This is a genomic window from Cedecea sp. FDAARGOS_727 (assembly GCF_012273235.1).
In the GTDB taxonomy this organism is placed as follows: domain Bacteria; phylum Pseudomonadota; class Gammaproteobacteria; order Enterobacterales; family Enterobacteriaceae; genus Cedecea; species Cedecea davisae.
The window spans coordinates 2,088,534-2,111,041 of sequence record NZ_CP050966.1 but is presented as its reverse complement, the minus strand read 5'-3'; the positions used below and the strand labels follow the sequence as shown (position 1 = coordinate 2,111,041).

Sequence of the window (22,508 nt, the reverse complement as noted above, 5' to 3'; positions counted from 1 at the left end):
CTCAGGCGCTAAAATCAGGGCCAATCTCGTCGATGCGATCGGTACAGATGGCATCGACGCCCCACTCCAGCAGCACCGCTGCACGATGGGGAACGTTCACGGTATACACCAGAATATATAAGCCCGCCGCTTTCAGCTCCTTCACGCGAGCCTCATCCAGCAGTTGATGATTCAGGTGAATCGACACGCACTGTAAACGGGTGGTCAGTTCGCGCCAGTCGTCACGCCATTCGTCCAGCAGCAGCCCGCGAGGCAGCTCAGGTGCAGCCTGCTGCGCGGCTTCCAGCGCCAGGATTTCAAAAGACGAAAGCAGCGGTGCGATTTGCCCGGCCCACAATTCGCGGGCGGCCAATGCCACCACTTTACCGGTTTCCGTTTCCAGGCCGGTGGTCGGCTTGATTTCGATATTGGCCATCATGCCGTGCTGCCTACAGCGCTCGGCAACCTGAGAGAGCAGCGGCAGCGGCTCGCCGGCAAATTCGCGGCTGAACCAGCTACCCGCATCCACTTTCAGCAGGTTATCCCAGTTCAGCTCTCCGGCAACGCCCCAGCCGTTGCTGGTGCGCTCCAGGGTATCGTCGTGCAGCAGGAAAATTTGCCCATCGCGTGACAGCTTGGCGTCAAACTCAATCATGGTGTGGCCGTAGCGCGCCCCCACGTCGATTGCCGCGAGGGTATTTTCCGGTGCCAGTTTACCGCCGCCACGGTGGGCGACGATTTTTGGATAGGGCCAGTTGCTCATAAGCGTTGTCCGTTTTTACCATCAAAGAAGTGCAGATGTTCTTCCGGCAGATGGACCCACAGCGTGGTTCCCGGCTGAGGACGCTCCTGGTGTGAAAGGCGAATAACCACCTTTTGACCGCCCCAGCGGCCGTGCACCAGGTTATCGGCGCCGAGCATTTCCAGGGTTTCAACAACAATGGGAATGCCGCCTGCAGCCTGTGAGCTTATCGCAATATGTTCCGGGCGGATACCCAGCGTCATCGGACGGCCAACCCACTGTAAATGCTGGCTGCCAATTGGCAATACGTCACCGCCATCCAGCTCAAAGCGCGAGCCGTCGATGCTGATTTTGCCCTCCAGCAGGTTCATCGCAGGAGAGCCGATAAAGCTGGCAACAAAGCGGCTGGCCGGGCGCTCATAAACTTCAACCGGAGTACCAATTTGCTCCGCTATGCCTTTGTTCATCACCATCACGCGCTGGGCGAGAGTCATGGCTTCGACCTGGTCGTGCGTAACGTACAGGCTGGTGGTTTTCAGGCGGCGATGCAGCTGCTGTAGCTCAAGGCGCATCTGCACGCGCAGCTTGGCGTCGAGGTTGGACAGAGGTTCATCGAACAGGAATACCGCCGGGTCACGCACGATGGCGCGGCCCATAGCCACACGCTGCCGCTGGCCGCCGGAAAGCTCGCGCGGGCGGCGGGTTAACAACGCATCCAGCTCAAGAATACGGGCGGCTTCCAGTACCTTCTGGCGGATTTGCTCTTTGCCCAGACCGCGAATTTTCAGCCCCCACGCCATGTTCTCTTCCACCGTCATATGCGGATAGAGGGCGTAGTTCTGGAACACCATCGCAATGCCGCGTTCTTTTGGCTCCATGTCAGTGACGCGCTGGCTGTCAATCCAGATGTCGCCGCTGGTGACCTGCTCAAGCCCGGCGACCATACGCAGCAGCGTAGATTTACCGCAGCCCGACGGCCCAACCATGACGATAAACTCGCCGTCCGCTACGTCAACGGTCAACGGCTGGATAACCTGGGTCTTGCCGTCCCAGCTCTTACTTACTGCCTGTAACTTTAAACCTGCCATGGGCTATTTCTCACTATCAACCAGGCCACGCACAAACGCGCGCTGCATTACTAAAACGATAACTACCGGAGGAACAAGAGTCAGCAGCATTGCCGCCATAACCTGGTTCCACTGCGTCACGCCATCACCGCTGGCAATCATTCCTTTGATACCCGCCACGGCGGTTCCCAGGTCAGCGTCGGTGATAATCAGCAGCGGCCAGAGGTACTGGTTCCAGCCGTAGATAAAAGTGATCACGAACAGCGCGGCCAGATTGGTTTTGGACAGCGGCAGTACGATGTCAAAGAAAAAACGCATCGGCGAGGCGCCGTCGATGCGGGCCGCTTCCATCAGCTCGTCTGGCAGCGTCATGAAAAATTGGCGAAACAGAAACGTGGCGGTAGCCGAAGCCATCAGCGGCAGCGTCAAACCGGTGTAGCTGTCGAGCATTTTCAGGTTAGAGATAACCTCTACCGTAGGGAAAATACGCACTTCAACCGGCAGCATCAGGGTGATAAAGATCATCCAGAAGAACAGGTTGCGCAGCGGAAAGCGGAACCAGACAATGGCGAAGGCCGACAGCATAGAGACGGCGATTTTGCCAATGGTTATCACCAGCGCCATCACCGAGCTGTTAAACAGCATCCGGCTAAAAGGCGCGCTGTTCACCGCCACGCCGTTGTTCCAGATATAGCTAATGTTTTCCCACAGATGAGTGCCGGGGATAAGCGTCATCGGCGTATCAAAAACCGCTTTGTTATCCAGCGTCGCGGCGACAAACGCCACGTACAGCGGGAACAAAATCACGATAATGCCGAGGATGAGCAGAGTATGGCTGAAGATAGTCAGCCCGCGACGGTTCTCAATCATTGGTAGCGCACCTTACGTTCAACGAAGCGGAACTGAACCACCGTCAGGACAATCACCAGCAGCATCAGCACCACCGATTGCGCCGCCGAGGAAGAGAGATCCAGCCCAGCAAACCCTTCGCGATAAATCTTGTAGATAAGCGTGGTGGTTGCCTGAACCGGGCCACCGCCGGTTGCCGCGTCGATAACCGGGAAGGTATCGAAGAAGGCATAAACCAGGTTCACCACCAGCAGGAAGAAGCTCACCGGGGCGATAAGCGGCAGCGAAATAAAGAAGAAGCGGCGCACCGGGCCAGCTCCGTCAATGGCTGCGGCTTCCACCAGCGAACGAGGGATCGACTGCAGGGCGGCGAAGAAGAACAGGAAGTTATAGCTAATCTGCTTCCACACGGAGGCGAACACGACCAGGAACATGGCCTGGCCGCTGTTCTGCGCGTGGTTCCAGTTATAGCCAAACTCTTCCAGCACGTGGGTAATCAGCCCGCGTCCCGGGTTGAACAGGAAGATCCACAGCACCGCGGCGATGGCGGGTGCAACAGCATAGGGCAATAGCAGCATGGTTTGATAGAAGCGGCTACCGCGCACCACGTAATCGACCAGAGCGGCAAAAAACAGCGAAACCAGCAGGCCGCTGCCTGCCACCAGGCCGCTAAAAATCATCGTGGTGTAGAAAGAGTCCAGATAGTAGCTATCGTGGAACAGCTGCACGAAGTTATCCAGGCCAACAAAGTGGCTGGACAGACCAAACGGGTCAAGGTTTTGCAGCGAGTACCAGAGGGCTTCGCCCGCCGGCCAGATAAAGAAGATGACGGTGATAATCAACTGCGGCAGCACCAGGGCGTAGGGGAGCCAGCTTGAGCGAAACACCGGGCGAGATGATGACATAGAGTTACTCGGTTTATGTTGATACGGGTGGAGCTATGCCCCTCATCCCGCACTCTCTTTCAGGGAGAATGCGGGATGGGGGTAGATCTTATGACTTGGTAGACTGCTCGAAGCGGCGCAGCAATTGGTTACCACGCTCAACGGCGGTATCCAGAGCCTGTTGTGGCGTCTTCTTGCCGGTCCATACGGATTCCAGCTCTTCATCAACCACGGTACGGATCTGCGGCATGTTGCCCAGGCGCAGGCCTTTAGTGAACGGCAACGGCGGCTTGTTCAGCATCTGGCGGGTTGCGGTATCCGCACCCGGGTTCTTGTCGTAGAAGCCGTCTTTACGAGTCAGGTCGTAAGCCGCGGTGGTGATTGGCAGGTAACCGGTTTTCTGGTGCCATTCAGCGGCGATTTCCGGCTTAGCCAGGAACTGCATGAACTCGGCAACACCTTTATACGTTGGCTTGTCTTTGCCCTGCATAACCCACAGGCTTGCACCACCGATGATGGCGTTCTGCGGAGCGCCTTTCGCATCTGCATCGTAAGGCATCATGCCTACGCCGTAGTTGAATTTCGCGTACTGGCGGATATCAGCCAGAGAGCCGGAAGAAGCGGTGGTGATTGCGCAATCGCCGTTGTAGAACTTCTCGGTAGACTCGTCTTTACGGCCGAAGTAGGTGAAATCGCCCTTCTTGTTCATCTCTTCGAGCATCGCAATATGTTTCACCTGCTCTGCTTTATTGAACTCGAGAACTGCGTCAGTGCCGTCGAAGCCGTTGTTTTTAGTCGCAAACGGCAGGCCGTGCCAGGCGCTGAAGTTCTCCAGCTGGATCCAACCCTGCCAGCCGCTGGCGTAGCCGCACTTCATGCCGGCCGCGCGCAGTTTGGCGCTGTACTCGGCAACGTCCTGCCAGGTTTTAGGCGGCTGGTCCGGGTTCAGGCCCGCTTTCTTGAAAGCGTCTTTGTTGTAGTACAGCACCGGCGTGGAGCTGTTGAAAGGCTGGGACAGCAGGTGGCCCGTTTTGGAGTCAGTGTAGTAACCGGCAACGGTCGGCACGAACTGGGATTCGTCGAAGCTAATCCCTGCATCTTTAAATACTTCGTAGACCGGCTTGATAGCTTTAGAAGCCATCATGGTCGCGGTGCCAACTTCATAAACCTGCAGGATGGCTGGCGCGTTACCGGAGCGGTATGCCGCAATGCCCGCAGCCAGGCTCTGCTCGTAGTTGCCTTTATAAACCGGCACAATTTTAACGTCAGGATGCGTTTCGTTGAAGCGTGTAGCCAGAGAATCAACTTCTTTACCCAGTTCCCCGTCCATTGAATGCCAGAAAGGGATGGTGGTAACGGCCATCGCCTGGCTGGCAAATGCCAGACCCAGCGTCAGCGCCAAAGCTGTGTGTCGTAACGATGTCATTCGGTTATCTCTCTTGTTGTGCCGGATGCGCGAAATCACGCGTTTTATGCTCGCGAGGTAACATGACACGCTCGAATGACAGAAAAATAACGGTCGGATGACAGAATGGTTACAGCAAGGTGAATGAAATGTTTCTTTGGATCGGGGAGGATATATTTTCTTCGCCCCTCTGAGCAGGGGGGGCAAACAAAAAAAACGGCAACCGAGGTTGCCGTTTTGCTTTTATTAACCGCCCAGATAGGCGCTTCTTACCGCTTCGTTCGCCAGCAAGGCCTCGCCGGTGTCTTCCAGCACAACGTGGCCGTTTTCCAGCACGTAACCCCGGTCGGCCAGCTTCAGCGCCTGGTTGGCGTTTTGCTCAACGAGGAAAATGGTCATCCCTTCGCTGCGCAGCTGTTCGATGGTGTCGAAGATTTGCTGGATGATGATGGGCGCCAGGCCAAGCGAAGGTTCATCCAGCAGTAACAGACGTGGCTGGCTCATCAATGCCCGGCCAATCGCCAGCATCTGCTGCTCGCCGCCGGACATGGTGCCCGCCCGCTGAATGCGGCGCTCATGCAGGCGCGGAAACAGTTCATAGACGCGCTTGATGCGCTCCTGGAACTGGTCACGCTCGGCAAAAAATCCGCCCATCGCCAGATTTTCTTCTACCGTCATGCGGGAGAAGACGCGGCGGCCTTCCGGCACGATGGCTACGGCCTCACGCATGATGCGCGCGGTGTGCCAGTCTGTAATATCTTTGCCATCAAATACCACACGGCCACCGGTGGCCCGCGGATCGCCGCACAGCGTGCCGAGCAGCGTGGTTTTACCGGCCCCGTTGGCGCCGATCAGGGTAACGATTTCACCCTGTTTAATATGCAGACTGACTTCGTGCAGCGCCTGGATTTTTCCGTAGTGGGCGCTCACCTTGTCAAACGACAGCATTATATTTTCCATCTTATGCCTCACCCAAATAGGCGCGAATGACGTCAGGGTTGTTGCGGATTTGCTCCGGCGTGCCGTTTGCCAACGGCGTTCCCTGGTTCACCACGTAGATACGGTCAGAAATGCCCATTACCAGCTTCATGTCGTGCTCAATCAGCAACACCGTAGTGTTGTGGTGATTACGCAGCTCCATGATCAGCTCATCAAGCTCATGGGTTTCTTTCGGGTTAAGGCCGGCAGCAGGCTCATCCAGCATTAAAATTTCCGGCTGAGTGACCATGCAGCGGGCAATCTCCAGGCGACGCTGATCGCCGTAGGCCAGGTTACTTGCCTGGCGGTTAGCGTGCTCGAGCAGGCCAATTCGCTCAAGCCAGGTTGCCGCACGGTCCAGGGCTTCGCTCTGGGCGCGACGGAAGCCAGGGGTTTTCAGCAGACCGGAGAAAATACCGGTTTTCAGCTGCTGATGCTGAGCCACCAGCAGGTTTTCAATCACCGTCATTTCGCGGAACAGGCGCACGTGCTGGAAAGTTCGCACCACGCCCATACGAGCAATCTGCTGGCCCGGCAGCCCTTCAAGATGCTGGTCACGCAGCATGATGGTGCCGCCGGTCGGCTTATAGAAGCCGGTGAGGCAGTTAAACACCGTGGTTTTACCGGCGCCGTTGGGGCCGATAAGTGAAACGATTTCCTGAGGATGCAGCTCCAGAGAGACATTGTTGACGGCGAGCAGGCCGCCGAAACGCATCATCAGGCCGCTGACGGATAACAATGGCTGACTCATGCCTGCTCTCCTTTCACTTGCTCTTTCTTCAATTTCAGATGCGGGCGCGTCATCGGCAGCAGGCCCTGCGGACGCCAAATCATCATCAGCACCATCAGGCCACCGAGCACCAGCATGCTGTATTCGTTCAGGTCACGCATCAGCTCGCGGGAAACCACCAGCAGCACGGCCGCCAGAATAACCGCAAACTGAGAGCCCATCCCGCCCAATACCACAATCGCCAGCACAAACGCCGACTCGGCAAAGGTGAAGGACTCCGGGCTGACAAAGCCCTGGCGCGCGGCAAACAGCGTCCCGGCAAAACCGGCAAACGCGGCGCTGATGGTAAACGCGGTCAGCTTAATACGGGTCGGATTCAGACCCAGCGAGCGGCAGGCGATTTCATCTTCGCGCAGCGCTTCCCACGCGCGACCCAGCGGCATACGCAGCAGGCGGTTAATCACAAACAGCGACAGCACTACCAGCAGCAGCGCCACCAGGTAAAGAAAGATAACCCTGTCGCTGGGATCGTAGGCCACGTTGAAGAAGTTGCTGAAGGTATCCCAGCCGCCTTCACGGGCGGTACGGCTAAATTCGAGGCCAAAGAAGGTTGGTTTTGGAATTTGGCTGATGCCGTTCGGGCCGCCGGTTATCTCGGTGTTATTCAGCAGCAGGATACGGACGATTTCGCCGAAGCCCAGCGTCACAATCGCCAGATAATCACCACGCAGGCGCAGTACCGGGAAGCCAAGCAGGAAACCGGCGGCGGCGGCCACCAGGCCCGCCAGCGGCAGGCAAGTCCAGAAGCCAAGGCCGTAATAGTGGTTCAGCAGCGCAAAGGTATAAGCGCCAATAGCGTAGAAGCCGCCATAACCCAGCACCAGCAGGCCGGACAGCCCCACCACCACGTTCAGCCCCAGGCCGAGGATGATGTAAATCATGGTTAACGTGGCGATGTCTACCGTACCGCGCGAAACCAAAAACGGCCACGCAACGGCGGCAACCAGCAGCGCCACCAGGAACAGCTTCTGCTTAACCGTTGAGCCATCCAGCGCGGGCAGCACAAACTTCGGCCCGGAAACTTTCTTCATGCCTTTCAGGAACAGCGGGCGCAGCAGCTGGAACACCAGCACTACGGCGGTGCCGATAAGCACCCATTCCCAGCGCACAGAAGCGGCGCTGTTTACCACCAGTTTGGTACCGTCCAGGCTCAGCTGAACGCCCATAAATACCGATGCCAGAATAAAGAACATGGCCGCAGAGAGCAGCGAAAAGACAACATGCATCGGCTTCATACTTTCTCAACCTCCGGACGACCGAGGATACCGGTCGGCATCACCAGCAGCACCACTATCAGCAGAGCGAAGGAGACAACGTCTTTATATTCAGTGCTCAAATAAGCGGAGGTCAGCGCTTCGGCAACGCCGAGGATCAGGCCGCCAATCATGGCACCAGGAATGCTGCCGATACCGCCCAGAACCGCCGCGGTAAAGGCCTTCATCCCGGCCATAAAGCCGATATAAGGGTTGATAACGCCGTAGAACTGGCCGAGCAGAACGCCCGCAACCGCCGCCATCGCAGCGCCAATCACGAAGGTCAGGGAGATAACGCGGTCGGTATTAATCCCGAGCAGGCTCGCCATTTTCAAATCTTCAGCACAGGCGCGGCAGGCGCGGCCCATACGGGAATAGCGGATGAACAGCGTCAGCGCCAGCATCGCCAGGAAGGTCACCACCCAGATAACCAGCTGCATAGTAGTAATGGTGGCGGTGAAATTATCACTCGCACCCACTATCCACTGGCCGTTAAACAGGCTTGGCAGCGCGATGTCACGCGAGCCTTCGGTAAGGCTGACGTAGTTTTGCAGGAATATAGACATACCGATGGCGGAAATAAGCGCAATCAGGCGCTTGGAGTTGCGCACCGGCTTATAGGCGACGCGCTCAATGCTCCAGCCATAGGCGCTGGCAATAATAATCGCACCGATAAAGCCTGCGCCTACCAGCATCCAGCCAACATCAATTCCGAGCATCATTAGCGCGGCGATTATCATGAAAGAGACATAGCTGCCGATCATATACACTTCGCCGTGGGCGAAGTTGATCATGCCGATAATGCCGTACACCATCGTATAGCCGATAGCTATCAGCGCATAAGTACTACCCAGCGTGACGCCGTTAAACATCTGCTGCAGGAAGTAGAGAAACTGCTCGGACATAACTTAACCTTTTAATGACCCCCCGGCAGAAAGCCGGAGGGTGGGATGACTATAGAGTCGTCGCCTTATTTCGCCACGCTGGACGAACCATCGGCGTGCCACTGGAAGACACCGAATTCAAATCCTTTCAAATCGCCTTTTTCATCCCAGTTCAGCGGCCCAATAACGGTGTTCGCGCCATGCGCTTTTAAATCTTTAACCAGCGCGGCAGGATCCTTGCTGCCGGTACGGTCCATCGCGGTTGCCAGAGACTGAACCGCCGCATAGGTTATCCAGACATACGGGCCGCTCGGGTCTTTCTTCTGTGCTTTCAGCTCATCCACGATAGCTTTGTTGGCAGGCTCCTGGTCATAGCGCTTAGGCATAGTCACCAGCATTCCTTCACCCGCCGGGCCAGCGATGTTGGACAGAGAAGCATTGCCCACGCCTTCCGGCCCCATAAACTGAGTTTTCAGACCCACGGCGCGCGCCTGGCGCAGGATCTGACCCATTTCCGGGTAGTAACCGCCGTAGTAAACGAAGTCGATATTTTCTTTTTGCAGGCGAGCCACCAGAGTGGAGAAGTCTTTATCGCCCGCGGTGATGCCGTCGAAGAAGACGATGTTAGCCCCGCCTTTCTTCAGGCCGTCCTGCACGGAGCGCGCCAGGCCTTCACCGTATTGCTGCTTATCGTGAATGATGGCAACGCGCTGCGGCTTAACGTGCTCGAGGATGTATTTGGCCGCGGTCGGGCCCTGGGAAGAGTCCAGGCCAGCGGTGCGCATAATCATGCCGTAACCACGCTGGGTCAGCTCTGGGTTCGTCGCGCCCGGGGTAATCATCAGGATGCCTTCATCTTCATAGATGTCGGAGGCTGGCTGAGTAGAGGAAGAGCAAAGGTGGCCGATAACGTATTTCACGCCGTCGTTCACGATTTTGTTCGCTACCGCTACGGCCTGTTTCGGATCGCAGGCGTCGTCGTATTCTACGGCAACAAGCTTGTCCCCTTTGATGCCGCCTTTGGCGTTGATGTCTTTAATAGCCTGGCGGGCACCGTTAAATTCCATGTCACCCCACTGCGCTACCGGGCCTGACATTGCCCCGACAACAGCCACTTTAATATCTCCAGCGGTTGCCGCGTGAGACATCGCCAACGCAACCACTCCGGCGAGTAATGTCTTCGCGTTCATCTTCATCCGTTCCATCCCCATAACGTGGTTAAAAAGCACTCAGTGCTTTTTTTAATCAATGACCATTTTTATCATTGCCTTGAAGGAGTTAGCGGCAAAATTTACAATTTATCCGGCTAAACTCTCTATTTTTCAGGCGATTAAGTAGAGATAATATTCTGTATTTCGCCATAGTTAAACAAAAAAAAGCACTGAAATCAGCATAAAATAGCGGTACAAAGAGCCGAACAATTCACTGGATTTTAGTGCTTTATCCTGGTCAGGATTCAATCTGCCATTTTTAAGGCTGGCTTAGGTTTGCCACAAAAAGTAATCAACTGCTCAGCGGCATAAAAAAGATAAAGCGTCTGGGGCAAATAAATTGGTTACACTCGACGTTTTCCCGCTTTTTGGTTAGGTCACTTATGAAACTCACCATCATTCGTCTGTTTGAGTTTAGCGCTCAGGATAAAATTGACCTCGGCAAGATCTGGCCGGAATATTCCAGCGCCTCGCTGACGCTGAGCGATAACGAAAGGATCTACGCCGCAAAATTTAACGATCGCCTGCTCGGGGCGGTACGCGTCACGTTGACCGGTTCACAAGGCGCGCTGGATTCGCTGCGGGTGCGCGAGATCACCCGTCGCCGCGGCGTGGGGCAGTACCTGCTGGAAGAAGTGATGCGGGATAACGCGGCGATTAACCACTGGTGGCTGGCGGATGTTGGCGTGGAAGACCGCGAAGCGATGGCGGCGTTTATGCAGGCTTCGGGGTTCCGCGCACAGAGCGGCGGCTGGGAGAAATAGGAGCCCCCTCACCCCGTCCCTCTCCCTAAGGGAGAGGGAGTAAACACTAAAACGGCAACCAGAGGTTGCCGTTTGCTGTTTATTTTGCGTCGGTCGCTGTACCGTTGGCATGCCAGGTAAACACGCCGAACTCAAAGCCCTTCAGGTCGCCCTTCTGGTCCCAGGACAGCGGCCCCATTACGGTGTTAACGCTATTAGCCTTCAGCCATTCAGAGATTTTTGCCGGGTCTTCACTCTGGTTCAGACCAGCCGCCAGAGACTGCAACGCGGCGTAGGTAGTCCAGACGAATGCACCGCTCGGATCCTGTTTCTTAGCTTTAATCGCGTCCACAACCGGTTTGTTAGCCGGAACCTGATCGTAGTTCTTAGGTTTGGTAACCAGCAGGCCTTCAGCAGAATCACCGGCGATGTTAGACAGGGATACGTTCGCTACGCCTTCCGGACCCATGAACTGGGTTTTCAGGCCAGCAGCGCGGGACTGACGCAGGATCTGCCCCATTTCCGGGTGGTAGCCGCCGTAATAAACGAAGTCGATGTTCTCTTTCTTAAGGCGCGCCACCAGGGTAGAGAAATCTTTCTCACCGGCGGTAATGCCGTCGAAGAACACGACGTTAGCGCCGCCTTTTTTCAGGCCATCCTGCACCGAACGCGCCAGACCTTCACCGTACTGCTGCTTGTCGTGGATTACCGCAATTCGCTTGGGCTTAACGTGGTCAAGAATGTATTTTGCTGCGGTCGGACCCTGGTCAGAGTCCAGGCCGGTGGTGCGCAGAGTCAGCTTATAGCCGCGTGACGTCAACTCCGGAGCGGTTGCCGCCGGGGTGATCATCAGAATACCTTCGTCTTCGTAGATATCAGACGCTGGCTGAGTGGAAGAAGAGCACAGGTGGCCGATAACGTATTTAACGCCGTCGTTGACCACTTTGTTGGCTACCGCTACCGCTTGTTTCGGGTCACAGGCATCGTCATATTTGGTGATAACCAGTTTGTCGCCTTTGATCCCGCCTTTTGCATTAATATCGGCAACCGCCTGCTCGGCACCGGTAAATTCCTGATCGCCATACTGGGCAACCGGGCCAGACATCGCCCCCACTACCGCGACTTTAATATCTTTTGCCAGCGCCGCGTGGCTCATTGCCAGTGCAATGCATCCTGCCAGTAAGGCCTTACCCGTCATTTTCATCCTGAGAGTCCCCATTGTTATGGTTATTGCATTTGTTGTGTTGTTGTTTGTTAGCGCATTATTCTGATTGTATGCATAAGAAAAGCATATGATAGCTAACTTAAGGGCGGCCACCCGCGCCAGGGCAGCACACTATGCTAAACATAGCGTCATTTGCGATAATTTGGAAAGACATATTTGAAGGTTAGATAAAGGAAACGTGACAAAGAAATGACCGCGCCGGACGAGGCTCCGGCGCGGGTAGTCGAAACCAGAATTACCAGCCGGCTGGCAAATAGCCCAGGGCAGAAGCTATTGCATAAACCGCGCTACACAGATAAAGCAGTACGATGAAAATCTGAATCAACGGATGGGTCATAAATGCCGGACAGGTCCAGCCGGGCGTGATATCGCCATGACGGCGGGCGCCTTTAATCATCAGGATCGGCATAATCGACAAAATCACGCCGCTGAATACCCCCGCAAAATAGAGCGCGTTAACAAACGACACCAGCCCGCTGTAGGCCAGAATAAAAGGCGGCACGGCCACCACCAGCAGCACCAGGAAACGCTTCATCGAAGGCTCGTCGCTGCCGAGGCGAAATCTGTCGAAAATATTAGTCAGGAAGCTACCACCCAGCCCCCAGTACGAGGTCAGCATGGCGCACAGCGCGAACAGGTTGGCCGAAAAGAATGCCCACTCCCCCAGCGCTTTACCCCAGGAAATGGTCGCGACCTCAGAGATATTGTCCAGCCCGTTAAGCATAATGACCGACATCGGCACCAAGGCCAGCAGGCTAAAGGTAATAACCATGCCGACGATAATCGCCTTTGGCAGCTTCTCGGGTTTGTCAGCAAAGCCGCGCGCCATCTCCGGCACGATGTACTGCGCCGAGAAGCAGAACACCACAACGTTGAATACCGGCACCATATAAAGCCAGTTGCCTTCCAGCAAATAGCTCACGCTGGTCGTCTCTTTGAGCAAAGTGGCGGCCACCAGGATGGCAATCATCACCACCATGCCGACGCTAATAAATTTTTCACCCCGGCCAATCGCTTTTAGCCCCATGTACAGTACGCCTGCCGCAGGGATGAAAAACAGCACGCTGCCCAGCGCCGGGGAGATACCGAGCAAAGAGTGCAGCAGCTTGCCGCTGCCGGTCATATAGGCTGTCAATGCGCCCACGCTGTTCACACAAACCGAGAGGAACATCATCAGTGCGCCAAACTTGCCAACGTAGCGCAAAGACAGCCCGCTAAGCTGCAAATGCTGGCGGGTGCGCAGAGTCGTTTCTGCTACATAGAGCATGGTTACGGTAGTGAGACTGCCCACCAGTACCAGCCAGAATAGCAGCGGCCAGAAGCCTGCTTTACTTGAGGCATAGGCGATAGAAAGCACGCCCGCGCCAATATTAGTGCCGACAATCATCGACACGCCTTCAACAAAACTCAGGGATTTTCCAGGGACAGCCGTTCGCTCCCCGCGCGCAACGGCGGGAGAGAAGGTGGAGTTTTCAGACATAATATTTTCCAGATTACTCCGGCGGAGAGCCCCGCCGGAAAACAGGTGATATCAGGGTGATAAACCACTCACGCTGAGCAAAAAGAGCTACGCGGCCGCCTTATATTGATGATGGGCTTCCGTGGCGCCGCAGAAATTGGCCGGGCTGGTTAGCCCTTGAGCACCCGCGCAAGAATAGCCAGCGCTTTAGTGAACTGCGCATCGGGGATGGTGAGCGGGTAGAGGAAGCGAATCACGTTGCCGTAAACGCCGCAGCTCAGCAGCAGTAAACCCTGCTCCTGGGCCTTTTGCTGGATTTCTCGGGTAATTTCCGGGGAAGGTTTTCCGCTTTGCGGGTCGTTAAACTCCACCGCAACCATCGAACCTTGCCCACGCACGTCGGCAATCGCCGGGCAGCTCTGCCGGGCCTGGTTCAGCACCTCTTTCAGGTGTTCGCCCAATTGGGTTGCACGTTTGCACAACTGCTCCTCGGCAATAACATCCAGAACAGCATGTGCGGCAGCAACGGCTAGCGGGTTACCTGCATAGGTTCCCCCCAGGCCACCCGGAGCCGGAGCATCCATCACTTCCGCGCGGCCAACCACGCCGGACAGCGGGAAGCCGCCTGCCAGGCTTTTCGCCATAGTCATCAGATCGGCTTTGACATCGTAATATTCCATCGCAAACAGCTTGCCGGTACGCGCAAACCCGGTCTGCACTTCATCGGCTATCAGCAGAATGCCGTGGGTGTCGCACAGCTCACGCAGCGCCTGCATAAACTCCGGCGGCGCAACGTTAAAACCGCCTTCGCCCTGAATCGGCTCCAGCACGATGGCCGCCACCTGGTCCGCCGCAATATCCGCTTTGAAGATGCGATCCAGGCTTTTCAGTGCATCCCCGGTGGTTACGCCATGCGCGGCATTAGGGTAAACCGCGTGGTAAACGGAACCGGGGAACGGGCCAAAGCCAATTTTGTAAGGAGCCACTTTGCCGGTGAGCGCCATCGTCATAAAGGTACGGCCATGGAAGCCGCCACCGAAGGTAATCAGGCCAGGGCGTTTGGTGTAAGCGCGGGCAATTTTTACCGCATTCTCAACGGCTTCTGCGCCGGTGGTGAAAAATGCGGTTTTGGCCGGGCCTTCAATCGGCGCCAGCTCGTTGATGCGCTCGGCAAGGGAAACATAGCTTTCGTAAGGAACAATCTGGTAAGCCGTGTGGGTAAAGGCCTGCAGCTGTTTTTCTACAGCGGCAATGACTTTTGGATGGCGATGTCCGGTGTTCAGCACCGCAATCCCTGCGGCAAAATCAATAACCTCGTTGCCTTCTACATCCCACAGAGTGGCGTTCTCAGCCTTCTCTGCAAAGTAGCTACACATCACGCCCACGCCGCGAGGGGTGGCCTGTAAACGACGCTGGTTCAGCTCTGCACTTTTCACCCTGGTCTCTCCTGTTATCTCAGTCACTTTATCGCAACAAATCAGAAACAATGTCGTTTATTTACACAGGTATTGGCTCTATAATCGAGTACCAATTCAGATTATCTGAGGGATCCAATTGCGAGATTTAGTGGGTGATTTGATTCTTGTCAGGCTGCAGGAAGAGAGCGATAACCTGCTGCATAAGCGCCTTTACAACGCGCTTCGGCGCTCAATTCTGGATGGCTCACTCCCCTCCCACAGCCGCCTGCCTGCTTCTCGTGACTTAGCCAGTGAACTTAACATCTCACGCAACACGGTATTAACAGTTTACGAACAGCTGATGACTGAGGGCTATGTTGCCTCCCGCCAGGGCAGCGGAACATTTGTTGAAAAAACGCTGCCGGATCGCTTCACCTCCGCAGGCAAGGTTGGCGAAAGCGGCGCGGCTTCCGCCACGGAGGTTTCAATCTCCCGCCGCGGCCTGCATCTTCTTTCCCGGGTCAGCGCCAGCCCGCGCCAGTGGGGAGCCTTTATTCCCGGCGTCCCGGACGTTAACGCTTTCCCACATCCGCTGTTCAGTAAGATCCAGGCTCGCATCAGCCGTCGGCCTAAGCCGGAGCGCCTCAGCTATAGCTGCAACGGCGGCACGCCGGAGCTACAGCATGCGCTGGTTGACTACCTGCGGGTTTCTCGAGGCGTAAACTGCCAGGTTGAGCAAATTCTTATCACCGAAGGGATCCACCAGGCTATCGACCTGGTGACACGAATGCTGTGCGACAGGGACGACCTAGCGTGGATCGAAGAACCTTCCTACTGGGGCATTCGCCACGTACTGGCGATGAACGACGTGCGGATTACACCGCTGACCGTCGATGCTAACGGCCTCTGCCCACCGGAGACGATAACCGAAGCGCCGCGCCTGATCTTTGTCACGCCTTCACACCAATATCCGCTGGGCGCGGTGATGAGCCTGGAGCGTCGCCAGCGGCTGCTGGCCCTGGCCCGCCAGCACGGCAGCTGGATTATTGAAGACGATTACGACAGTGAATTTCGCTTTTCAGGCCAGCCTATTCCCGCTTTGCAGGGGCTGGCCGACGAAGCGCCGGTGGTTTACATCGGTACCTTCAGCAAAACGCTTTATCCAGGGCTAAGGCTCGGCTATGTGGTGCTGCCGCGCCCGCTGGTTAGCGACCTGAAAACCGCTCATGCGGAGCTGTATCGCGGCGGCCACTCGCTTATCCAACAGGCGCTGGCGGAGTTCATAACCGCCGGGCACTACTCGGCCCATATACGCCGTATGAGGCTGCTTTATGGCCGTCGCCGCGCTTTTTTAACCGAGCTAATTTCCCGCCATTGCGGCCCGCAGGCGCTGTCAGATTTCAGCGACAATGCCGGGCTGCATCTGATTTTGAACCTGCCGGATGAAGCGGATGATGTGGCAATTGCGCAGTGCGCCAACGCCAGAAATATTCTGGTGCGCCCGCTGTCGCGCTATTACCTGACGGAGCGGCGTAAGAAGGGATTGTTGATGGGGTTTGCCAGCCTGCCTGAGAGTGAAATGGAGGCGGCGTTTGCCGCGCTGTTGGAATGTATGCCGGAGGCTAAAAAACAAAACGCCCCAGCATAAAGTGGGGCGTTCTCGGGGCGGCACTGCAATGTCGGCTTTATGCTTCTATCGCAGCTCGCAATTTTTTCATCGCGTTCTTTTCAAGCTGGCGTACACGCTCGGCGGAAACGCCATAACGGTCTGCCAGTTCTTGCAGCGTGCTCTTGTTGTCTTCATCCAGCCAGCGTGCGCGAATAATCTGCTGGCTACGCTCGTCAAGGCCCTGCATCGCGTCGCTCAGCTTGTCGGCAGCGTGCGATTCCCAGTTATCGTCTTCAATGCCGTCGGCAAAGTTGGACGATTTGTCCTGCAGGAACAGCACAGGCGCCATCGGCTGGCCGTCTGAGTCGTCATCGTTGGACATGTCGAAGGTCATATCCTGCGCCGCCATGCGTGATTCCATCTCAAGCACGTCTTTGCTGGACACGCCAAGCTCGTTGGCAACCATTTCGACTTCGTCCTGATTAAACCAGCCCAGACGCTGCTTGGTTTTACGCAGGTTAAAGAACAGCTTACGCTGTGCCTTGGTGGTCGCGACTTTCACGATACGCCAGTTACGCAGCACGTATTCATGAATTTCGGCTTTGATCCAGTGCACGGCAAAGGAGACCAGGCGAACGCCGACTTCCGGATTAAAGCGGCGCACCGCTTTCATCAGGCCGATGTTGCCTTCCTGGATAAGGTCTGCCTGCGGCAGGCCGTAGCCGGAATAATTACGGGCAACGTGAACAACAAAGCGCAGGTGAGACAGGATCAGCTTTTTCGCTGCTTCCAGACTACCCTGGTAATGCAGCTTTTCAGCCAGCTCCTTCTCTTCCTCAGCCGTTAACATCGGCCAGGCGTTTGCAGCCCGGATATACGACTCCAGGTTACCAACAGGGGCTAAAGCTAAATTTTGCATTTCTTTGGTCATTCAAACCCTCTCTTAGAGACTGACGTACAGGTTGCCATCTACTGGCGGCGGCGCGCCTGCAATGCAGCGAGCGCCAAACCGTATCATCCACTGTACTCTCAGACAGTGATGTTATCCACAAGTTCAATGTAAAGCTGTGAATAGATTACACACAAAGTGTGACGGTTATTGCAGCATGGCAGGGGGCACTGCGGAGTAAAACTCATCCCCTGCTGACGACGTTATCGTAGCAGAAGATGAGTATACCAAAAACTTTTTACTGTGGGGTAAAACGGCGTAAATGTTGAACAGTGGCAAGCCAGGCTGCCAGCCAGCCGATCATCGAGGAGACCAGCAGCAGCAGCAGGCATTCGTCAAAACCTAAGCCGCTGATATCGAACTTAGTGCCGAACACCTGCGCCACTTCGGTCACCGCCGAGGACAGACGCATCACCAGAATTTCCGACAGAATAAGCGACAGGAACGCCCCGCTAAAGCCGAGCAGCGCCCCGCCATAAAGGAACGGACGCAGAATAAAGCCGTCCGTCGCGCCAATCAGCTTTTGCACGTTGATGGTATCGCGGCGGGCAAAAATGCTCAGGCGAACCGAGTTGCCGATAACCAGGAATACCGCGGCCACCATCAGAATGCCTATCATCGCCGCTACGCGACCCACCAGCCCGGTCAGCGCCGCAAGGCGGGCAAACCAGCTATCGTCCATGCGCACTTCATCCACGCCGTGGATCTTCGCCACGCGGTCACGCAGCGTATTGAGGTGGTCGGTACTCTGGAAATCCAGCTTAGGGTTAACCACCGCAACCGCGGGCAGCGGGTTCTCTTCCAGCATATCCAGCGCGCCGCCAAAGCCCGACCAGTTGCGGAATTCGCCCAGCGCTTCTTCGCGGGAAAGGTAGTTAACTTTATCTACGCCCTCTTCCGCCTGAATTGCGCCCACAACCTGCTGCGCGGCGTTGTCGTCCAGCGCCTTATCCAGATAAACGGTAATTTGCGGTGAAGGATAATACTGCGTCGCGGCCTGGTTGACGTTTTTGTAAACCATATAACAAACGCTCGGCAGCGTGAGGGAGATGGCAATTACCATCACCGTCAGGAACGTCGCCAGAGGCTTGCTCTTTAAATCTTGTAGCGCGCCTTCCCAGGCATAGCGGAACTGTTCATTCACGCCACCCTTGAGGGAGCGGCTTTTCGACTGCGGCCCTTTGCCACGCTTTTTCACCGAGCGGCCCAGATCGCCAAGCTTGTTCAGCTTGTTGAATTTATCCAGCTTGTTGCTGAAGCGCTTAATATGGTTGAGCGCACTGTTTCTATTCACCTGCCAGGCCTCCATGCAAATGGCCGTCGCTTAGCGTCAACATACGGTAGTTGCGGCGCGAGATTAGCCCCATGTCGTGGGTTGCCATCAGAACCGTCACGCCGACGCGGTTAAATTCTTCAAACAGGCGCAGAATGCCTTCCGACAGCGCATCATCCAGGTTACCGGTCGGTTCATCCGCCAGCAGCACCGCAGGCTTATTCACCACCGCACGGGCAATGCCCACGCGCTGCTGCTCACCGCCGGAGAGTTGGATTGGGAAATTTTTCGCTTTGTCCAACAGCCCGACCTTATCTAATGCCGCCGAGACGCGACGGCGAATATCTTCGCCGCTGGCGCCGGCGATGATCAGCGGAATGGCCACGTTGTCGTAAACGGTTCTGTCCATCAACAGGTGGTGATCCTGGAAAATCATGCCGATCTGGCGCCGCAGGAACGGCACCTCACGACTCTTCAGGCGGCTAATATCGTGGCCGCCGAAAGAGATCTTCCCGGCGCTTGGCCGCTCGATACCACAGATAAGCTTGAGCAGGGTACTTTTCCCTGCGCCAGAGTGGCCGGTCAGAAAGGCCATCTCGCCCGGTTGCATATGGAAGGTGACTCCCTGCAACGCTTGTCTCCCACCGAGATAGGCTTTACTGACGTGTTCAAAGCGAATCATTGTTAATCCTCTCGGGCAAAAAGTGCCTCTATAAAGTCGCCCGCATTAAACGGTCGCAAATCAGAAATTTGTTCGCCGACGCCAATGTAGCGAATCGGAATACCGAACTGGTCTGCCACAGAGAAGATAACGCCACCCTTGGCGGTCCCGTCCAGTTTAGTCAGGGTGATGCCCGTTAGCCCCACCGCTTCGTGGAACAGTTTAGCCTGGCTTACCGCATTCTGACCGGTGCTGGCGTCGATGGTGAGCATAACCTCATGCGGGGCGTCTTCGTCCAGCTTTTTCATAACCCTGACAATTTTCTTCAGCTCTTCCATCAGGTGCGCTTTATTTTGCAGGCGCCCTGCGGTGTCGGCTATCAGGACGTCAACATTACGCGCCTTCGCCGCCTGGATAGCATCGAAGATAACCGAAGCGGAATCCGCGCCGGTATGCTGAGCCACCACCGGAATATTGTTGCGCTGGCCCCAAACTTGTAGCTGTTCAACCGCCGCCGCGCGGAAGGTATCGCCCGCCGCCAGCATCACGGATTTACCCTGCTGCTCAAACTGGCGTGCCAGCTTGCCGATGGTCGTGGTTTTACCCACGCCGTTAACGCCAACCATCAGGATAACAAACGGCGTTTTGCCTTCAACATTCAGCGGCTCGTCCACTTTGGCGAGGATATCGCTCATCTCTTCCTTCAGCAGGCCGTATAACGCCTCGGCGTCACGCAGCTGTTTGCGGCTTGCGCCTTCCGTCAGGTTGTTGATGATTTTACGGGTGGTTTCCACCCCAACGTCGGCAATCAGAAGCTGCTCTTCCAGCTCTTCAAACAGATCATCGTCGATTTTTTTGCCGCGGAACAGACTGATAAATCCGGAACCGAGGTTTTGTTTGGTTTTGACCAGGCTGCGCTTCAGGCGCGCAAAGAAACCTTCTTTGGTTGGCTTCTCTTGTTCCTGCTGGACCGCTGCCGGAACCACTTCTTCAACCGCTTCCGGTTCGGCTTCATCAACGGTTTCAGGCTCGGCCTCTGGCTCTACGAGCTGTGCTTCGGCGAACAAAGCTTTTGCTTCGGCCACTTCTTCTTCAATGATTTCGTCCTGCTCGGCCTGCCATTCGTCCGGCTGTGCTGCGCTTTCAGTAACGTCTTCCGGCAGCGGCAGAACTTCGTGCTCTACGGCGGCAACTGGCTGCTCGATAACTTCTGGCTCAACGGCAGCCACCACAGGTTCGATGATTTCCGGCTCTGGCTCGGCAATCACTTCCGGCTCGACAACCGCCTCGGGTTCGGCAATAACCTCAGGCTCTACAACCGCTTCGGGTTCAGCCACGACCTCAGGCTCTACAACCACTTCGGGTTCAACAACGGCCTCAGGCTCGGGGGCGACTTCCGGTTCAGGGATGATTTCCGGCTCGGCAACGGCGGCATCTTCTTCCACCAGCAGCTGATTAACCTCAACCACCTCCCGGGCAAATTTTTCGGACTCATCCAGTGAGTGCTCACTAACTAAATCCTGGGTTTCTTGTTCAGCAGCCAGGGGCTGTTGAGGCGCTTCCTGTTGTGCAGCCTGTTCAGTAACCGGTTGTTCTTCTGCTACTTTTTGTTCTGTTTCTGCTTCCGGTTGTTGATCTTTCTGGCCAAATCCCAGCCAGGAAAAAAAGCCACGTTTTTTCTCTTTCGCCATTTGCGACTACACTCCTCGCTGTTAACTCATGGCACAGACCCGATTCTGCTTGCCACGGGCATAAAAAATAGTGGGCTAGTCTACCACTTTCCCGGCGCGGCATCACTCCGGTGGAATAAGGTTTCCTGGCCGGACATGCGCCGCTAGAATAGCCGCAAAATTTAGCATCGCAGTGAGAGCAATGAAGAAACCCCAATCCGCTGGCTCCGGCCAGATCCGCATAATCGGCGGCCAATGGCGTGGCCGAAAACTCCCGGTTCCCGACAGCCCGGGCCTGCGTCCGACTACCGACCGGGTACGCGAAACGCTGTTTAACTGGCTGGCGCCTTCAATGGTGGACTCACATTGCCTCGACTGCTTTGCCGGTAGCGGCGCACTTGGCCTGGAGGCGCTATCGCGCTATGCCGCCAGCGCCACGTTGATTGAAATGGATCGTGCCGTCTCCCAGCAGTTGCAAAAGAACCTGGCGACCTTAAAAGCCAATAACGGCAAAGTGCTGAACGCCAATACGCTCAACGTGCTGGCGCAGCCGGGTACACCGCATAACGTGGTGTTTGTTGACCCGCCGTTCCGCAAGGGGCTACTGGACGAAACCCTCGCCCTGCTGGAGAAAAACGGCTGGCTGGCGGACGAAGCGCTCATCTACGTTGAAAGTGAAGTGGAAAATGGTCTACCCGCAGTGCCAAAAAACTGGGCGCTGCATCGTGAAAAAGTGGCAGGCCAGGTTGCCTACCGTCTGTTTATTCGTGAAGCTCAAGGAGCCGCATAATGCCGATTCTGATTAACTTTGGCCGCCTGCTGATGCTGTGCGTGTGGGGCTTTCTGATTTTCAACCTGTTTCATCCATACCCGCGCCCGCTCAACATCTTTGTGAACGTCGCGCTGATATTTATGGTGATAATGCATGGCCTGCAGCTCAGCCTGCTGAAGGCGACCCAGCCTAAAGACGGCCCGGCGCTGCCTCGCATCGAGCAAATTAAAATCTTCGTGTTTGGCGTGTTTGAACTGCTGGTCTGGCAGAAGAAGCTGCGTCAGGGCAAGTGAGGCGCTTCGGGGGCGAAGCTGACAAAGCGCGTCCCCTTATAGCTTAGCTGCCCTTTGTCTCCCACCGTCACCTGATTGTATTCCGCCGCGGTAACGCGCATTTTCATCTCCATGCCGCCGCTCTGTGGCGCGAACCAAATTTCGTAACGCATTGAGTCCTCGGCGGGGATCACTTCCCTCTGGCGCGAGCGCCGGTCATTGAGAGGCTTTTCTCGCTTCGTTGCCACCACCACCTTTTTCACGCTCAACGGGGCCGCATCGTTTTCCATATTCTGGCGTCGCTGATGCAGGTAGCGGAAGGAAGCTGCGACCACGATTAACACGATGATCGCTATGATGAAAACGGGCGGTTTGCTCATGGCTTTGTCTCAAGTTGTCAGGCACTTTTAAGCATAACCCTGGCGCGACGGCGTTG

The 22,508-nt window shown here is 56.0% G+C and carries 22 protein-coding genes; 4 read left to right on the top strand and 18 right to left on the bottom strand.

The features are described from left to right. Position 1 precedes the first annotated feature (1 nt). The 10 genes from ugpQ to livK form a co-directional block, all read right to left on the bottom strand. On the bottom strand, positions 2-742 hold the full coding sequence (gene ugpQ, locus FOC35_RS10050; RefSeq protein WP_172568831.1) for a glycerophosphodiester phosphodiesterase: 741 nt from the start codon (positions 740-742) through the stop codon (positions 2-4). After that, positions 739-1,809, bottom strand: coding sequence for a sn-glycerol-3-phosphate import ATP-binding protein UgpC (locus FOC35_RS10045; RefSeq protein ID WP_016538570.1), 1,071 nt, complete (start codon positions 1,807-1,809; stop codon positions 739-741). The genes ugpQ and FOC35_RS10045 overlap by 4 nt, the downstream gene beginning before the upstream one ends. A gap of 3 nt (positions 1,810-1,812) precedes the next feature. Next, the gene (ugpE, locus tag FOC35_RS10040) at positions 1,813-2,658 is read right to left on the bottom strand and encodes a sn-glycerol-3-phosphate ABC transporter permease UgpE (protein ID WP_172568830.1); all 846 of its coding nucleotides are present in this window, start codon (positions 2,656-2,658) and stop codon (positions 1,813-1,815) included. Continuing rightward, on the bottom strand, positions 2,655-3,542 hold the full coding sequence (ugpA, locus tag FOC35_RS10035; RefSeq protein ID WP_172568829.1) for a sn-glycerol-3-phosphate ABC transporter permease UgpA: 888 nt from the start codon (positions 3,540-3,542) through the stop codon (positions 2,655-2,657). The genes ugpE and ugpA overlap by 4 nt, the downstream gene beginning before the upstream one ends. An 88-nt stretch (positions 3,543-3,630) precedes the next feature. After that, a complete protein-coding gene (gene ugpB / locus FOC35_RS10030) occupies positions 3,631-4,947 on the bottom strand; it encodes a sn-glycerol-3-phosphate ABC transporter substrate-binding protein UgpB (protein ID WP_172568828.1) in 1,317 nt (438 codons plus the stop codon). A gap of 225 nt (positions 4,948-5,172) precedes the next feature. Beyond that, the gene (livF, locus tag FOC35_RS10025) at positions 5,173-5,886 is read right to left on the bottom strand and encodes a high-affinity branched-chain amino acid ABC transporter ATP-binding protein LivF (protein ID WP_172568827.1); all 714 of its coding nucleotides are present in this window, start codon (positions 5,884-5,886) and stop codon (positions 5,173-5,175) included. 1 nt (position 5,887) lies between these two features. After that, complete coding sequence (gene livG / locus FOC35_RS10020; protein WP_016538575.1) at positions 5,888-6,655, bottom strand: high-affinity branched-chain amino acid ABC transporter ATP-binding protein LivG; 768 nt, start codon at positions 6,653-6,655, stop codon at positions 5,888-5,890. Beyond that, complete coding sequence (locus FOC35_RS10015) at positions 6,652-7,929, bottom strand: high-affinity branched-chain amino acid ABC transporter permease LivM (protein WP_172568826.1); 1,278 nt, start codon at positions 7,927-7,929, stop codon at positions 6,652-6,654. The genes livG and FOC35_RS10015 overlap by 4 nt, the downstream gene beginning before the upstream one ends. Beyond that, the gene (gene livH, locus FOC35_RS10010) at positions 7,926-8,852 is read right to left on the bottom strand and encodes a high-affinity branched-chain amino acid ABC transporter permease LivH (protein ID WP_008457946.1); all 927 of its coding nucleotides are present in this window, start codon (positions 8,850-8,852) and stop codon (positions 7,926-7,928) included. The genes FOC35_RS10015 and livH overlap by 4 nt, the downstream gene beginning before the upstream one ends. 65 nt (positions 8,853-8,917) lie before the next feature. After that, positions 8,918-10,027 (bottom strand): high-affinity branched-chain amino acid ABC transporter substrate-binding protein LivK, encoded by a 1,110-nt coding sequence (gene livK / locus FOC35_RS10005; RefSeq protein ID WP_172568825.1) that lies wholly within the window; start codon positions 10,025-10,027, stop codon positions 8,918-8,920. A 398-nt stretch (positions 10,028-10,425) separates the two neighbouring features. Between livK and panM the strand changes: the two genes are divergently transcribed. Beyond that, on the top strand, positions 10,426-10,806 hold the full coding sequence (panM, locus tag FOC35_RS10000; RefSeq protein ID WP_016538579.1) for an aspartate 1-decarboxylase autocleavage activator PanM: 381 nt from the start codon (positions 10,426-10,428) through the stop codon (positions 10,804-10,806). Positions 10,807-10,885: 79 nt separating this feature from the next. Here panM and FOC35_RS09995 read toward each other — a convergent pair whose 3' ends face one another. From FOC35_RS09995 to FOC35_RS09985, 3 genes are all read right to left on the bottom strand, one after another. Next, entirely contained in the window at positions 10,886-11,989 is a 1,104-nt protein-coding gene (locus FOC35_RS09995) for a branched-chain amino acid ABC transporter substrate-binding protein (RefSeq protein ID WP_072145787.1), read from the bottom strand. Between the two features lie 256 nt (positions 11,990-12,245). After that, positions 12,246-13,490, bottom strand: coding sequence for an amino acid permease (locus tag FOC35_RS09990; RefSeq protein ID WP_172568824.1), 1,245 nt, complete (start codon positions 13,488-13,490; stop codon positions 12,246-12,248). 149 nt (positions 13,491-13,639) lie between these two features. Next, the gene (locus FOC35_RS09985; RefSeq protein WP_172568823.1) at positions 13,640-14,905 is read right to left on the bottom strand and encodes a 4-aminobutyrate--2-oxoglutarate transaminase; all 1,266 of its coding nucleotides are present in this window, start codon (positions 14,903-14,905) and stop codon (positions 13,640-13,642) included. A 118-nt stretch (positions 14,906-15,023) separates the two neighbouring features. Between FOC35_RS09985 and FOC35_RS09980 the strand changes: the two genes are divergently transcribed. Continuing rightward, positions 15,024-16,514 carry a PLP-dependent aminotransferase family protein gene (locus FOC35_RS09980; protein WP_039898915.1) on the top strand — a complete coding sequence of 497 codons (1,491 nt, stop codon included), beginning with the start codon at positions 15,024-15,026 and terminating at the stop codon, positions 16,512-16,514. A 37-nt stretch (positions 16,515-16,551) separates the two neighbouring features. Here FOC35_RS09980 and rpoH read toward each other — a convergent pair whose 3' ends face one another. The 4 genes from rpoH to ftsY form a co-directional block, all read right to left on the bottom strand. After that, positions 16,552-17,406 carry an RNA polymerase sigma factor RpoH gene (gene rpoH / locus FOC35_RS09975; protein ID WP_016538584.1) on the bottom strand — a complete coding sequence of 285 codons (855 nt, stop codon included), beginning with the start codon at positions 17,404-17,406 and terminating at the stop codon, positions 16,552-16,554. Positions 17,407-17,662: 256 nt separating this feature from the next. Further along, positions 17,663-18,718 (bottom strand): permease-like cell division protein FtsX, encoded by a 1,056-nt coding sequence (ftsX, locus tag FOC35_RS09970; protein WP_039899458.1) that lies wholly within the window; start codon positions 18,716-18,718, stop codon positions 17,663-17,665. Beyond that, positions 18,711-19,379 (bottom strand): cell division ATP-binding protein FtsE, encoded by a 669-nt coding sequence (ftsE, locus tag FOC35_RS09965; protein WP_016538586.1) that lies wholly within the window; start codon positions 19,377-19,379, stop codon positions 18,711-18,713. The genes ftsX and ftsE overlap by 8 nt, the downstream gene beginning before the upstream one ends. A 2-nt stretch (positions 19,380-19,381) precedes the next feature. Beyond that, positions 19,382-21,049, bottom strand: a complete 1,668-nt coding sequence (ftsY, locus tag FOC35_RS09960) for a signal recognition particle-docking protein FtsY (protein WP_172568822.1) — start codon at positions 21,047-21,049, stop codon at positions 19,382-19,384. 181 nt (positions 21,050-21,230) lie between these two features. On the opposite strand from ftsY, the gene rsmD reads away from it, so the two are divergent. Both rsmD and FOC35_RS09950 read left to right on the top strand, forming a co-directional pair. After that, positions 21,231-21,818, top strand: a complete 588-nt coding sequence (gene rsmD / locus FOC35_RS09955) for a 16S rRNA (guanine(966)-N(2))-methyltransferase (protein WP_172568821.1) — start codon at positions 21,231-21,233, stop codon at positions 21,816-21,818. A 5-nt stretch (positions 21,819-21,823) separates the two neighbouring features. Then, a complete protein-coding gene (locus FOC35_RS09950; protein WP_115586373.1) occupies positions 21,824-22,093 on the top strand; it encodes a DUF1145 family protein in 270 nt (89 codons plus the stop codon). Here the strand turns inward: FOC35_RS09950 and FOC35_RS09945 are convergent. Beyond that, a complete protein-coding gene (locus tag FOC35_RS09945; protein ID WP_172568820.1) occupies positions 22,081-22,452 on the bottom strand; it encodes a DUF2500 domain-containing protein in 372 nt (123 codons plus the stop codon). The genes FOC35_RS09950 and FOC35_RS09945 overlap by 13 nt on opposite strands. Positions 22,453-22,508: the final 56 nt, after the last annotated feature.